Genomic DNA, 13,638 nt, shown 5'->3' with positions numbered 1-13,638 from the left:
GCTCCTGTTTACAGATAGGTAAAGGGCTCCTTGTTGCGGCGGCTGCACAGCACCCGCACGCCGTTAAAGCGCTTGGCCAGCTTGTCGGCCAGCACCGGTACAATGGGGAATTCCGTCGAGTAGTGCCCGGCGGCGATCAGGCTCACGCCCAGGCGCTTTGCCTCCAGCGCGTCGTGGTGCTTCGCCTCGCCGGTCAGCAGCGCGTCGGCCCCCGCGGCCGCCGCCGCGGCCAGCATATCACCGCCGCTGCCGCCCACCACCGCCAGGGTGGAGATGGGCCGGCCGGTATCCACCAGCTTTACGCTGGGGGCGTTCAGGGTCGCCTTGCACTGGGCCGCCAGCTGCGCCGCGCCGGTGGTGCGCACCTGCCCCACCCGGCCCAGATCCCCCTCGCCAAAGGGGCGCGCGGAACCCACGCCGAACAGTTTGCACAGGATGTCGTTCACGCCGCCCTCGGCCGCGTCCAGGTTGGTGTGGGCGCACAGGGCGGAAATATTCTTCTTGATCATGCGGAAGGGCACGTCGCCCCGGCCGATGCGGCTCATGGGCTTAAAGATCACCGGGTGGTGCGCCACGATCAGCTGGCAGCCCTGGATCTCGGCCTCGGCCACCACCTCGTCGGTGATGTCCAGCGAGACCAGGATGCTGGTCACGTCGGCCGCGCAGTCCACCAATACCCCCACGTTGTCCCAGGGGGCGGCAAGGCCTGCCGGGGCAAGCTGCTGCAAAAACTGCTGCACTTCTTCGATCTTCGCCATCGCTTTATCTCTCTCCTCGCTCTTGTTGCCGCAACTCACACAGCAGCGCGTCCACCTCTGCCGCCCGGGCGGGGTAGTGCGAAAGGCCCCTGCGGTACTTCTGCAGTTTTTCGGTCTCCTGCCGCCGGTATTCATCCGCACCCGGCTGGCCGTATGTAAGCCCCAGCAGGCATTCCATTCCGCCCGGCTCGCGGGGCGTGCCGCAGTATTCGGCGCACATAGCGGTGTACCAGCGGCCCGCCGCGCGGGCCAGGGTTTCCTGCCGCAGCGCGAACCCCTGCCGCCACAGCCAACCGCGCAGCACGGGCGCCTTGGTGGCGGGCACGCACACCAGCCGAACGGCCGCGCTGCGCACCCAAGGGGCCGCCTGCAGAATCTCGATGATGGTCTGTGCGCTGATGCCGGCCAGCACCACCGTGCCCACCTCGCCGGGGCGCACCACCTCCAGCCCGCTGCCCAGCCGCAGCTCCACCCTGTCGGCGCAGCCGCTGCCCTCGCAGGTGGCTTTTGCCGCCGCAAGGGGCCCCGGGCGTAAATCGCAGGCGATCACTTTCGGGCAGGTCCCGGTGCAGGCCAGCCACGCCGCCAGCTTGCCGTGGTCGCAGCCCACGTCCGCCGCGGGCAGCCCCGGCTTTACCAGCCGGGCGGCCGCCAGCAGGCGCGCGTCCAGCCGGGGGGCTTCAGGCATTGCCAAAATGGGCGTTCAGCCGGGCCACCAGCTCGTCCGGGTCGGTGCCGTGCACCGCGCAGGCCTGTTCAATGGTTTCGCCCCGGCTGGCAGGGCAGCCCAGGCAGTGCATCCCGATGGCCAGGAACAGCGGGGCCACCGAATTGTCGGTATCCAGAATATCGCCGATGATGGTCTGTTTGGTAATGGTCATGGTACTTATCTCTCTTTCTCTCAAAAGCTGATCCAGCGGCCCGTTTCAGGGCCTCGGGCCGCCTGTTCCAGGCGCGTCCCGTTCTTATTACTATAGCCGATTTGCGCCATTTTTGCAACCTCACGCAGTGGCAAATAAAACCAGGCTTTCCAGCGCCGTGGCCGCCGCCAGCGCCGCGCTGCAAAAGCGCAGCCCGCGCGAGGAATCCCGTTTCAGGCAAACGGTGTCGCACTCGCCCAGCAGCAGCAGCGCCAGCGGCAGCACGGGCAGCAGATACCGCCCCTGAATCCCAAAAACGGTCGCGCTGTTGATGGGGGTCCAGCTCACGTTCGCCAGCACCATCAGCGCTGTCACCCCCAGGCACACCCCGCCCAGCAGCCAGCGGCCCCGGCCGTGCAGCCGGGGGGGCCGGCCCTGTTGCCGCAGGCAGCTGGCCAGCAGTACCAGCAGCAGCCCCAGCGTCAGGGTCCAGCTGATCTCCAGGCCGTACACGATGGGTTCGCCCGGCAGCGCCCCCACCAACCCCTGAAGGTAGGTGGGCAGCTCCCTGCCCAGGGTGTTTGCCAGCAGCTTGAAGGTCTGGGGCAGGTGTGAAACGATGTAGCCCGCGCTGAACACGTAGACCGATTCGCCGTTGGGCTGAATGCCGGCGGCATACTCCTCGGGGGTGAGCGTCTCGCCGCTGTTGCCCGCGACCCACACGGCCACCGCCGCCAGCACCGCCGCCAGCACCGCGCCGCCGATCACCGCGCCCCGGCGAAAGGCCGGGCTTTTTTTCCACCGCAGCCAGGCGGCCGCCGCCAGGACCCCCAGCACCGCCAGGGGCGCCGCTGCCAGCGCCAGCCGCTCCACATCCACACTGCGGAACATATATGCCACGGTGGCGCCGTTCGCCAACACCCAGCCCCCCAGGGCCGCCGCACATACCAGGCCCTTGTACGCCCGGCTGCGCGCCCGCCCCCCCAGGTTTTCGGGCCGGATGAAAAAGCACAGGCTCACCAGCAGGATATAAATCGCCTTGGCCGGTGCCAGCAGCGCCGCCAGCACCAGCACGCACGCCTGCGCCCCAAGGCTCATCGCCCGCTGCTCACAGGCCCCCCGCAGGCACAGCGCGCTCAGCAAAAACGCCAGGCCCAGCACCGCCGTGTCCGCCGAAAGGCTGCCTGCCAGCGCCAGGCACATGGGCAGCAGCCCCACCGCAAAGAAAATGTTCTTGCCCGCCGGGGCAAAGCGCACGGCCAGCGCTGCCAGCGCCACATAAGCCGCCAGGTTGGCAAGCCGCCCCAGCAGCAGCATGGCATAAAAGCCCAGCCCCAGCGTCCGCGCCAGCAGCATCCCCAGCGCCTGCGGCAGATACTGTACCGGCTGCACATTGTAGGGCGCCCGCACCGCCGCCGCGGCGGTCAGTGCGCCGCTGTTGCCGGCGCTGAACAGGCCGTCCGCCATTTCCTTGTAGGCAATGGCGCCGATCTCGCCCGAAACCGCGCGCATGTGGGGCGCATCGCAGGCGCGCATGGCCAGCCGGGAACGGTAGACGCCGTCTTCATCGTACGCGCTCTCCACCCCGGGCTGGCCGGTCAGCTGGCTGGCCAGAGCATAGGCTCCCGCCGCGTGCACATATTCGTCCGGCCCCGCCAGCGGCGGCGTGACCAGTGCAAAGGCCAGCCCCAGCAGCGCGGCCAGGTACGCAAAGCTCCAATGGGCCTTGGCCCGTTTCACGAACAGCAGCCACCAGCCGCCCGCCACCGCCAGCAGCACCAGGGCCGCCAGGGGCGCGAAGGCTTTCAGGGCAAAGCGCGTACCGGTGTAGTTGGTGATATACTGCAGTGCCGCTGTGCGGCCCGGCCGGTCGGGGGAAAGCGCGTCCACAAGAGGCAGCGCCGGGTCGGCCATGCTCCCCTCGCCGTATACCAGCCCCACCGCATCCTCCGGCGCTGCGGGCGCCGCGGTGACGGCAAGGCTGTAGGCCTGCCCCTGCTGCATCACCACCGGCCGGTCAAACAGAATATCCACAAACGCGCCGTCCAGCAGCGCGGTCATGTCGCTCACGCTCGTGGCCAGCAGCGTTTCTCCGCTCAGCAGCCGCACGGTCAGGCTCCCCTGCGCCACCCGGCCCCCTGTCACGAACATCAGCCGCACCCCGTACAGCGTCACCCCCGGCTCGGTGCGCAGCACCTGGGTAAGGCCCGCCGCCGGGTCTGCGGGGTACAGGCCCTGCTTTTCCACATAGCCGTCGTGCACGATCTCATACTGGCTCACGTTCTTGCAGGCGTGGTGCAGGCTGTACCCCACCCACGCCAGGCACAGGGCAGCCGCCAGGGTCACAGCGGCCCCGGCAACCAGGCGGCGGTGCGCCCGGATCCAATCGTGAACAGGCTGTTTCATCGCGTCAGGCTCCCTTTTTTGAAAGAGTTTGGTCTGGTTTATTGTACCGCAAAGCACACAAAAACACAAGAAAAGAGCGCCCCCTGGCGGGAGCGCTCTTTTTGCTTGCAAAGATTACTGCTCTTCCTTCATCTTGGCGAAGCACTCGCTGCAATACACAGGACGGTCTTCACGGGGCTGGAAGGGCACGCGGGCAACCTTGCCGCAGGCGGCGCAGGTGGCTTCGTACATCTCACGGGTACCGCGGGTGGCGTTCTTGCGGGCGTCGCGGCAGCTCTTGCAGCGCTGAGGCTCATTCTCAAAGCCACGGCTGGCGTAGAATTCCTGCTCACCGGCGGTGAACACAAACTCGTTGCCGCACTCTTTGCATACCAGGGTCTTGTCTTCGAACATGCTAGATATCTCCTCTGCATTTTGTTTTTTTGCCCGCGGAAGGATTTCAACCGTCACCTTTGGTCAGGACCAATGCTCTAAATGTTAAGCTACAGGGGCATATATGGTAAACCCAAAACCGGGTTTACAGCTTGGAAATAGGTTGTTCCTGGCGCAGCTTGCGGCGCAGACGGAACAGCGCGTTTTCCACCGCCTTGGGGGTGCGGCCCAACTGCCGGGCGATCTGCTCGTAGCTGTTGCCGTCTATAAATAGGGCGAGCACTTCCTGCTCAAAACCGGAAAGGCGGGTGTGAATGGCCTGAAAGGTGGCGTTCATCTGCTCGTTGCGGATGGCGATCTCCTCGGGACCGGGGGCGGGATGGTTTTCTTCCAGGGGCACGCTTTGATTCAGGGGGCCGTGCTTTTTGCGGCCCGCGGCCCGCTGCGCGGCAATGACCGCGTTTTGAATGCAGGTGGAGGCATAGGTCTCGAAAGCAGCGCCCCTGGAGGCGTCGAACATTTTGACCGCGCTGAACAGGCCGATGATCCCCTCCTGCACCGCGTCATCGTACTCAAGGCCAGGGCATACTCCCTGGGCGGCACAGCGGCGGAGCATGGGCATCATGTGGGCCAGCACCGCCGCAATGGCGGTTTCCTGCCCGGCCTGGGCCTGCTGCAAAAGCAAAGGCGTGAGATGCGGCATAAAGAAAACTCCGGCAAACGGCGCCTCAAAACAGCGCTCGCTGCAAAACCTTTATATTCCTTTATAGTTTACCCCCGAAAGTTCGGTTTGTCAACAGAAACTTGCCCGATCTTTCGCAAAAAAACAGACAAAATCACGGTGTCCGTCCCTGCCCGCCCCTGTCCGCCCCTGCGCCGCCCCTCCCGGGCCCATGGGTAAAAAGGCGTCTGTGCGCCCCGCAAAAGCGAAATGCTGCAGGCGGCGGCGCGCCACAAACAAATTCCCACTTGATTTTGCCGGGCGTCCATATTATAATAATACCGTTACACGCGCCGCTGTGGCGGAATTGGCAGACGCAGCAGACTCAAAATCTGCCGGTGGCAACATCGTGCCGGTTCGACCCCGGCCAGCGGCACCATGTGAAAAGAGACCGAAATTTGGAACTCAAAAGTGAGATATCCAAATTTCGGTCTCTTTTTCTATGCTATAGGCCTAGCATTTAAGCCATTTTTGAAGGTTTGTCTTTTTTCTCCAAGAGATATCTTTTATGTCAACGCTTCCCCCAAATCAAAGAATCTGTTGCACGATACACAACAGATTCTTTGTTTTTATATCAACTCTTTTTGTTAGGTTGATCGTACATCCAGATCCTAGCAGAGATCGCTATCCGAAGCCTGCCGGATACAGGTTGAAATTTCAGTTAAAATTTGGTAAAATTACAATATATACTAAAAGAGTTCAATTTCTGCGCTTTCGATATCATTTCAAACGACAAAAGGTGACCAAGCATGACAGAAAAAGGTCCGATAACTCCCAACGACTATATTCAGGAATTTATTGAAGTCTTAAAAGTCGAGCTTGAGGAGCTGAAACAATCAAAAGATAACAATATTATCTTGATGAATGGTATACTCTGTGAAAGCAAAAATGGGTACAACACCTACCAATTTGACACAGAGCAGCCATTTTTCCCTCAGGACAATGTTGTGTACAAAATAATAACGAGTTCTGCCCAATTTGATTGTGAGTATATCTCATCTGACAACTGCCGAATTCTTTTAAAAACATTTCACACTCTATCTTTGAGCCAAGAAATAAAACTCTTTCTCGACCGTACCGCTCTCCCTAAGAAACTTCTGCAATGTTTTCAGGAGAACCTGCATAACGCCGATCAGCGGTATACGATCGCGGCACGACTGTTTAATGGTCAGTTGCAGACCGGGACTAAATCTTTACCGGACTTAGCAGAATATAGTCGGATAAACGAATACCAGAAAGCCGCTGTAGTGCGTTCATTTCAGGGTGACGCCATCATTTGGGGGCCTCCGGGCACGGGAAAAACACACACAATAGCGATAGCGATCAATGAACAAATAAAGCGGGGGCGTCGCGTCCTGCTCCTTTCTCACGCAAATACTGCGGTGGATGGTGCAATGGAAGAACTGGCAGATCTTCTCCATAATGAGCCTGTTTATACAGAAGGCCATTTGGTTCGAATGGGCGTTTCACAACTGGATAAGTATCCAATGCTGTCCTTGGATGAGATTGTTCGGGTAAGATCGGAGGAGCTTAGCGTTCAAATAGAAGGTCTTGAAACAAAATTGCTGCCGATGCAGGACAAGCTCTCCGATTTTTTGAAAATACAATCTATGCGGGATGGCTACCGGCAAAAGCAGGGTGATTTATCAGAGAAAAAAGCAATATACAATCAGCAGAAGAAAGAACTCACGCAATATATGGCAGAGATTGGGCAGGATGAAACGACGTTACAATCTTTGAAAGCGGAACTATCCCGGCTGGAAACCAAAATGTTTCAAACCGGGCGTACAAAGAAGAAAATTTTATTAGCAAGGCAAAAGATTTATAAAGTGGAAAACTCCTGTGAAGAAAGGCGAAATGCTATCAAATTGCTGCAAAGCAAACAAACTGCCCTTTCTTTGGAAATTGCCGATTTGGAGAAAGTTATACAATCCGAAGCATTGAAAATCGAGTCTGCACTCACGATTGTCGGGCTTACTGAGTCAGTCTTAGAAAAAGAAATCGGAGAGCTGTCCAAGAAAGCAGATGCGATTGAACAACAAATCAGGGAGTTGGAGCGACGGATCGCTGTTGTGCGCAAGCAGGTGATCGAAGAGGCAGTGGTAATCGGCGCTACGCTGTCGATGACGTATATGTCTACCGATTTGCAGGCACAACAATATGACGTGTTGTTCATCGACGAGGTCAGTATGGCTCCATTACTGCCTATGTTTTTCGCAATGGGCCTGATCAGTTCATCCTGCACCTTCATTGGGGATTTCTTACAGCTTCCTCCAATCGGCACACAAAGTAAAACTGAATTGCTGAAAAATTGGCAGAATAGAAGTTTTTTCGACATTATTGGAATGAACTCGGTCGGCAAGGCCAGAAGCAGCGAATTCGTGAAACCGTTGAGCATTCAATACCGTATGAACCCTGCCATTGCTTCGATCCCCAACAAATTGTTTTATGGAGGTATTTTACAAAGCGGGGACAATACGAAGACCAGGGTTTTATCCGATCGTTGGGTGCAGGATCAGCCGTTGATTTTGGTGGATACTTCAGAGGGCGCTCCCTGGATGAATCGAGGGCCTAATGGGCAAAGTCGGTGCAATTTGTATCATGCAGCACTGGCAGCGGCCATGGCGCAGAACTATTTAGCGAACGAAACACAGGACAGGAAAGAAATCACAGTTGGAATAGTCGTTCCGTATCGTCCACAAAAGGAATTAATCAGTGATATTTTAGATGAATCTTTGGGGAAAAACAGCCCGGAAAGAAAACGAATCGAAGTAAATACGGTACATAGTTTTCAGGGTGGCGAAAAAGATGTTATCATCTGCGATTCTGTAGAGAGCGAAGGCACGGATGCAAAATGGTTCTTTTTTGACGAAGGTAGCAGAAAAAACCAGAGCGCTCCGCTCATGTTGAATGTCGCGGTCACACGGGCAAAATCCAAGTTCATTTTATTGGCAAATGTGAAATTCGTACAACAGAATTTCAAAGGGCATATTTTCAAGGATTTTCTGGATATTCTGCATCAACATGGAGCAACCTTATCCGTTTCCGAATTGGGAATTGGTTTCCAAACTACAGATGAAGAAAACGAAATCAAGCGGTTGAGTAAAGGAGTACCAGTTGAAGAACTGGGTCAATATAATCAAAATAGCTTCTGGGCCAAAATGATTCCGGATTTAAAAAATGCCAGTAAACGAGTGATCATTTTCTGTCCCTTTGTCCGAGAAGGCCGGATTGAAGTTTTACTGCCTGTATTTAAGGGAATCATCGAAGCAGGCGGAGAGGTGGTCGTATATACTCGGTCGGTAAGCGAACACGTAAGGCTTTATCAAAAGAAAGCCCGAGCCTTGATCGATAATTTGCGAAGGGACGGAGTCATCGTACGGATTCGCAAAAACATGCACGAAAAGGTAATACTGATTGATGACACTCTGGTTTGGCAAGGCAGCCTAAATTTGTTGAGTCACAGATCCACAACGGAACAAATGCAGCGTATGGTAAGTAAAAAGATGCAGAAAGAGGTTTCCGAACTGCTTGATCTGAATTATTATAAGAAAATTAAGATGGTCGATGATCCGGCAATGAGATGCGAATTCTGCAAGGGTCTACTGGTAAAAAGGGGAGGCGTGAACGGGGATTTTTATGGTTGCATCTCTTTCCCAGACTGTGGTTTCACAAAAGCTCTGTAAGAGTCAATAGAGGGCTGGATTCGCGTTCAAAAATAAGACATCTAAGTGTCGCCCCTTTATTGCAAGTCCATTTTACATTCATTTTTGAGGATAAAAATTCGCTTCAATTATTCCTGGGCAGTAATAGCTGAAATAATTTCCCGAATTTTTAATAGACCCAGCGGAAAAGCAGCGGTAAAAGGCCGTATGCTTCTCAAATAAGGGCAGGGGCCCGCCGCGCTGTTTTTTAAGCGAGCGGCGGGCCCCTGCCCACTTATTTTTCATTTTTTCTTCCGGCTCAATTTCCCCGCTCGAACACCAGCGGGCCCTGCTGTGCATCAAAAACCTGCCATGCGCCGCCGCTCGCAATACTTTGCGCGTTTTGCTTCCACACGCCCTTGGGAAGATACACCGTTCTCTCCTCCGCGCCCTTGCGCAGCAGAGGCGCCACCAGCAGCTCTTCCCCCAGCATGAACTGGTCCGTGACCGCATCGCACGGCTCATTGGGAAATTCGTACGCCATAGGCCGCAGGATGGGTTCGCCTGTGCGGGCACAGTGCTCCCACGCCGTGCGCAGCGCGGGCAAAAAGCGGGCGCGGGTCTCCACGGCGCGCAGCACTGCCGCAAAGTCCCGCTTCCCCAACACCCGCCAGGGCGCGGCCGAAAACTGCATCACCGGCATCAGGCAGGCCGCTTCGGCCCACCGCACGAACAGCTCCCCGTCCAATGCGCCCTGGCCGTAAAAATTCCGGTACTCCCCTCCGCCGATCATGTCCGGGCACAGGAACGGGTGCCCGGTAAGGCCCTGCACCAGCGCATCGGGCACCAGCGCCGCAAGCCCGGTTTCGCCCCAGCTGTGGTCCTTGTCGCACAGCCGCTGCAAAAGCGGCCGCCCCCCCGCGCCGGCGGTCACCCGGAATTCGTTCAGGGCATATTGTTCTCCAAAGCGCGCCCAGGCCCGCGAGTGCGCGTCGGGGCTCTCCTCGCCGCCCTCGGGGTAGTACAGGCTGTCGCCCCCGTCAAACTTGAAGCCCTCCACACCCAGGGCCGCAAGGGCGTCCAGCCGCTCTTTCAGCCAGGCGCATGCCTGGGGGCGGGTCATATCCAAAATGGCCGACCAGCCGTTCCACCAGTGGGCGATGTGTACCTCGCCCTGGCCGTTTTTTACCAGCAGCCCCTTCTGCTCCAGCTCCCGGTATTCCAGGGTGTCCGGCGTGATAAACGGGCATACCCACAGCATCACCGCAAACCCCAGCCGCCGCAGCTCGGCCAGCAGGGCGCCGGGGCTGGGGAACCTTTCGGCGGAAAAGCTCCATTTTCCATAATAGTCGCTCCAGCCGTCGTCGATCATCAGCACCCCGGCGGGCAGGCCGTGGGCCAGAATGTCCCCGGCATACCGCAGCACCGCCTGCTGGGTCTGGTGAAAGGTCAGTTCGATCCAGGTGTTGTATACCGGGGCCTCCCTCAGCTTTTCCGAGGGACCCGCCCCGCAAAAGGGGAAAAACCGCCGCATTGCGCCAAGGTACGCCCCGCGCAGGCCCCCCTGCTCCTGCCCCGCCAGGGTGCCGGCGCTGCACCAAATGCATCCGCTGCCCATCCGCACCAGCATCCCAGCGCCGTTCCACAGCCACCGCCCTTTGGTCGAGACCAGCAGCGGCATGGCCTGGTTCGGTGTGCGGTTGCAGCGCAGCTCCAGGGTACGGCAGCTCTGCGCGGTATAAGGCTGGCAAATACCGTCGGTCACCGCGCCGCCAAACCAAACCTCTCCCGGCAGAAACTCCACCGTCGGCCCGGCGCTTGTCTGCGCCGCAGGGCGCATGATACGCTTCATCAGGCCTCATTCCCCCTTTCCCACAGCTTCCTGCGGCGCTCCGGCGGCCGCCGCGCTCTGCAAACCGCGGCGCCAGCCTCCCGCCTTTTCTTTCCTGTCAGGTCTCTGCGCACTTTTACAATTCCTCCACAGTGTGCTGCCGGCGTGAGCGCTCGGCTGCAAAACAGATCAGGTGCCCCTGCAGCGAGGCCTGCGCCGAAGAAAGCGTCTGCGCTCCCCCCTGCCGCACGGCCCGCACAAAATCCCGCATCAGGTAATAATCGCCGCCGCCATGGCCGTAATTGTTGGTCTCGGGCGGCGCTTCCACAGGGATCACCTGTGGCTCCGCCTGCCCAAAGCGGTGCAGGCTGACCCGCCCGGTGTTCATGTCCGCCGTGATCTGCCCCCCGGTGCCCGTGATTTTCAGCTGGCGGGCCATGTCCGTGGTAAACGCGGTCATGGCAAAACTGGCCACGGCCCCGCCCTCAAACTCCAGGTTCACCACCTGCCGGTCCACCACGTCGTTGTCGCACCGGTACACACACCGGCCGTACGGCCCCTCCCGCAGCGCCTTTTCCCTGCCCTCGCAGCTCAGGTCGGTGGTGAGCATGTCCGTGGGCCAGCCCACGTTTTCGGTCAAATAGATGCGCGGCGCGTAATAAGGGCAGCTGCCGCTGGCCGGGCAGCCGTCCAGGCAGCGGGCGGGCGCGCCCTTGGGGGCGTGGGCCGCGTCGAAGTGCCGCAGGCTGCCAAAGCTCGCCACCCGCTCACAGCGCCGCCCCACCAGCCACAGCAGAATGTCCATGTCGTGGCAGCTCTTTTGCAGGATCATGGGCGAGACCGCCCCGCTGCGCCAGTTGCCCCGCACAAAGCTGTGGGCGTGGTGCCAATACCCCACGTTCTCGATCTGCGCCAGGGCCGCCACCTCGCCCACCGCCCCTTCGTCCACCAGGCGTTTCAGTGCGGCATAAAACGGGGTATAGCGCAGCACATGGCACACGCACAGCACCCGGTTTGCCCGCTCGGCTGCGGCGGCAATGGCCCTGCACTCCGCCTCAGAATTGCTCATGGGCTTTTCCAGCAAAACGTGGTAGCCCTTTTCCAGCGCCGCCAGGGCCGGGGCGGTGTGCAGCCCGTCCAGGGTGCAGATCAGCGCCGCGTCCGCCATGCGGGGCTTTTCCAGCAGGGGCTCCCAGCTGGAAAAGCTGTGCTCCGGCCCAACACCGTGCGCCCGGCACGCCAGCTCCCGCCGGTCCTGCCGCGGCTCGGCCACCGCCACGATCCTGAGCTCCTCCGGGTGCTGCCGGGCATATTCGGCATAGATCTGCCCCCGCGCCCCCGCGCCGACCAGCACCGCCGTTACCTGCTTCATGCCCTTGCCTCCTGCTTTTCCAGCGCCCGCAGCAGCTCCTCGTACACCCGCTCAAACACCGCCGGGTCGTCGTTGTATTGGTGGTTGTTTACAAACACCCGGGCTGCCAGCGCGTCGTGCGCCGCCGGGTCCCGCCCGCGCAGCAGCGCCAGCAGGGCTGCGTCCTCTGCGCCCCGCCGGGCCGCCTCCATGCGCATGCCCGGCCAGGGTCCGTCCGTGCCCGGATACACCACAAAGGCATCCCCGCACGGAAAATTCGTGCCGATTCCCGTGGGGTTTGGGCAGCTGGTGGCCCGGAAAGGGTCCATGCCCGGGGCGAACTGGTTGAAGCCCCAGTGCAGAAAGCCCCCCAGGCGGTTCGCCGCGCAGCCCCAGAACAGCAGCCGCCCCTTAAGCAGCGCAAAATCCAAAAAGCGGTTCAGCCAGTTCCCCTCGGGCCCGCAGCACACATACCCCCAGACCTCCTCGCCCAGCGCGGCCAGCCCGTCGAAGGCGGCCTGGTTCTCCTCGTAGCCGGGGGTGCCCGGCACCCAGATGTCCACGCCGCCCCGGAATTCGGCCGAGCCCACCGCTTCGATCACCCGCACCCCGGGCAGATACTTGCGCAGAATGCCTGCCGCAAGATAATACTGCCGCTTGCGGGCGTTCAGGGTATGCTGATCCTTAAAGTGGATGTCCGGCTCGTCGTGGATGTGAAAGAGCACCTTGTCCTGCCAGCCGTGCCGGGTCAAAAACTCCGCCAGCGCCTGCACGAACCGCACAGTCACCACATACCCCTCGGGGCTGTCGATGGGCAGCTCGGGCGCCATGGCGCATTTGAACGAGTCGGTGTACATGTCCGGCGCGCCGCCCGGCAAAAAGCCGCGGCTCAACAGGGTTCCCAGCTCCATGCGCTGCATCCCCTCGGCAAAAAAGCTCTCGATCATGGGGCACAGGTACTCAAAGTCGAATCGGTACGGCTCCCGTGCGGCAACGCAGGCGTCGTCCAGCTCAATGTAAAACATGGTTTGGTGCATCCGCCGCATGGCCCGGGCGTACCGCCGCACCATGTCGTAAAAGGCCGGGGTGCCCTTTTCCACCCCGTGGAAGCGGCAGATCGCCTCCTGGCTGAACCAGTTGGTCACGGGGAACGCGTCCTGCGGGATCGCCGTCCCGTACACCCGCACGCGCAGGGTGCACCGGTATTCCCCAAAGCGCAGCACCGCCGTGTGTTCCCCCGCCGCAAGCCCCGGCTTGGGGCACAGGCAAACATACAGCGCCGCAAGCCCGTTTTCAGGCTCGATCTCCCCCGTTGGCGCGGGTTTCAGGCAGTCGTACACCCAAAAAGGCGCCAGCCGGGTGGCATAGGCCGGTTTTTCGCCGGGGCGTTCGGCCAGCACCATGGCGCCCCCCTGCTGGATGCCGTCGCCGGTGTTATACTCCACGGGAACGGCCTTCATCGCAAAAAACTCCGGCGTAAAGCTGTCGCTTTCCAGCGCGGCTTTCACCGCTATCTTGCCGGCCGCCAGCAAAAGCTGCACCCCCGGCCGGCCGTTCAGGGGCATGGCCAGCCGCAGCCCGGCCGGCAGCGGGCCGCGGGCGGTGTCCGGGTAAAAAAACTCCTCCCGGGCGCTGATCGCGCCCTCAAACACGGTTTGTTCCATACGCGTTTCTCTCCATAAAACAGCGTGGGCA

General features: G+C 60.0%; 10 protein-coding genes and 1 tRNA gene. 2 read left to right on the top strand and 9 right to left on the bottom strand.

Going from position 1 to position 13,638, the window contains the following annotated elements:
* Positions 1 to 8: 8 nt before the first annotated feature.
* From ACMLHZ_RS10990 to ACMLHZ_RS10965, 6 genes are all read right to left on the bottom strand, one after another.
* Positions 9 to 758 (bottom strand): Nif3-like dinuclear metal center hexameric protein, encoded by a 750-nt coding sequence (locus ACMLHZ_RS10990; RefSeq protein WP_418667761.1) that lies wholly within the window; start codon positions 756 to 758, stop codon positions 9 to 11.
* Between the two features lie 4 nt (positions 759 to 762).
* Positions 763 to 1,446: a class I SAM-dependent methyltransferase gene (locus tag ACMLHZ_RS10985; RefSeq protein ID WP_418667772.1), complete on the bottom strand. Its 684-nt coding sequence runs from the start codon at positions 1,444 to 1,446 to the stop codon at positions 763 to 765.
* Entirely contained in the window at positions 1,439 to 1,639 is a 201-nt protein-coding gene (locus tag ACMLHZ_RS10980; protein WP_177562924.1) for a DUF1858 domain-containing protein, read from the bottom strand. The genes ACMLHZ_RS10985 and ACMLHZ_RS10980 overlap by 8 nt, the downstream gene beginning before the upstream one ends.
* 120 nt (positions 1,640 to 1,759) lie before the next feature.
* Complete coding sequence (locus ACMLHZ_RS10975; protein ID WP_418667760.1) at positions 1,760 to 4,024, bottom strand: DUF2142 domain-containing protein; 2,265 nt, start codon at positions 4,022 to 4,024, stop codon at positions 1,760 to 1,762.
* A 114-nt stretch (positions 4,025 to 4,138) separates the two neighbouring features.
* Positions 4,139 to 4,417 carry a zinc-ribbon domain containing protein gene (locus tag ACMLHZ_RS10970; RefSeq protein WP_177562922.1) on the bottom strand — a complete coding sequence of 93 codons (279 nt, stop codon included), beginning with the start codon at positions 4,415 to 4,417 and terminating at the stop codon, positions 4,139 to 4,141.
* 124 nt (positions 4,418 to 4,541) lie between these two features.
* Complete coding sequence (locus ACMLHZ_RS10965; RefSeq protein ID WP_418667759.1) at positions 4,542 to 5,099, bottom strand: sigma-70 family RNA polymerase sigma factor; 558 nt, start codon at positions 5,097 to 5,099, stop codon at positions 4,542 to 4,544.
* Positions 5,100 to 5,409: 310 nt separating this feature from the next.
* Between ACMLHZ_RS10965 and ACMLHZ_RS10960 the strand changes: the two genes are divergently transcribed.
* Together ACMLHZ_RS10960 and ACMLHZ_RS10955 are read left to right on the top strand one after the other, a co-directional pair.
* Positions 5,410 to 5,496: transfer RNA gene (locus ACMLHZ_RS10960), tRNA-Leu, on the top strand.
* Positions 5,497 to 5,866: 370 nt separating this feature from the next.
* Positions 5,867 to 8,803, top strand: coding sequence for an AAA domain-containing protein (locus ACMLHZ_RS10955; protein ID WP_418667758.1), 2,937 nt, complete (start codon positions 5,867 to 5,869; stop codon positions 8,801 to 8,803).
* Between the two features lie 277 nt (positions 8,804 to 9,080).
* On the opposite strand, the gene ACMLHZ_RS10950 is transcribed toward ACMLHZ_RS10955, so the two are convergent.
* The 3 genes from ACMLHZ_RS10950 to ACMLHZ_RS10940 all read right to left on the bottom strand — a co-directional run bounded on the left by ACMLHZ_RS10950 (position 9,081) and on the right by ACMLHZ_RS10940 (position 13,607).
* Positions 9,081 to 10,613, bottom strand: a complete 1,533-nt coding sequence (locus tag ACMLHZ_RS10950) for a glycoside hydrolase family 31 protein (RefSeq protein WP_418667757.1) — start codon at positions 10,611 to 10,613, stop codon at positions 9,081 to 9,083.
* A 115-nt stretch (positions 10,614 to 10,728) separates the two neighbouring features.
* Positions 10,729 to 11,964 carry a Gfo/Idh/MocA family oxidoreductase gene (locus ACMLHZ_RS10945; RefSeq protein WP_418667756.1) on the bottom strand — a complete coding sequence of 412 codons (1,236 nt, stop codon included), beginning with the start codon at positions 11,962 to 11,964 and terminating at the stop codon, positions 10,729 to 10,731.
* Positions 11,961 to 13,607: a DUF4091 domain-containing protein gene (locus ACMLHZ_RS10940; RefSeq protein WP_418667755.1), complete on the bottom strand. Its 1,647-nt coding sequence runs from the start codon at positions 13,605 to 13,607 to the stop codon at positions 11,961 to 11,963. Before ACMLHZ_RS10940 ends, ACMLHZ_RS10945 begins: the two co-directional genes overlap by 4 nt.
* Positions 13,608 to 13,638 lie beyond the last annotated feature (31 nt).

The sequence above is a fragment of the Allofournierella sp. genome, from assembly GCF_048388525.1.
Classification (GTDB): domain Bacteria; phylum Bacillota; class Clostridia; order Oscillospirales; family Ruminococcaceae; genus BQOK01.
Note: the sequence above shows the minus strand (reverse complement) of the source record. Positions and strands in the feature narration are given on the sequence as shown.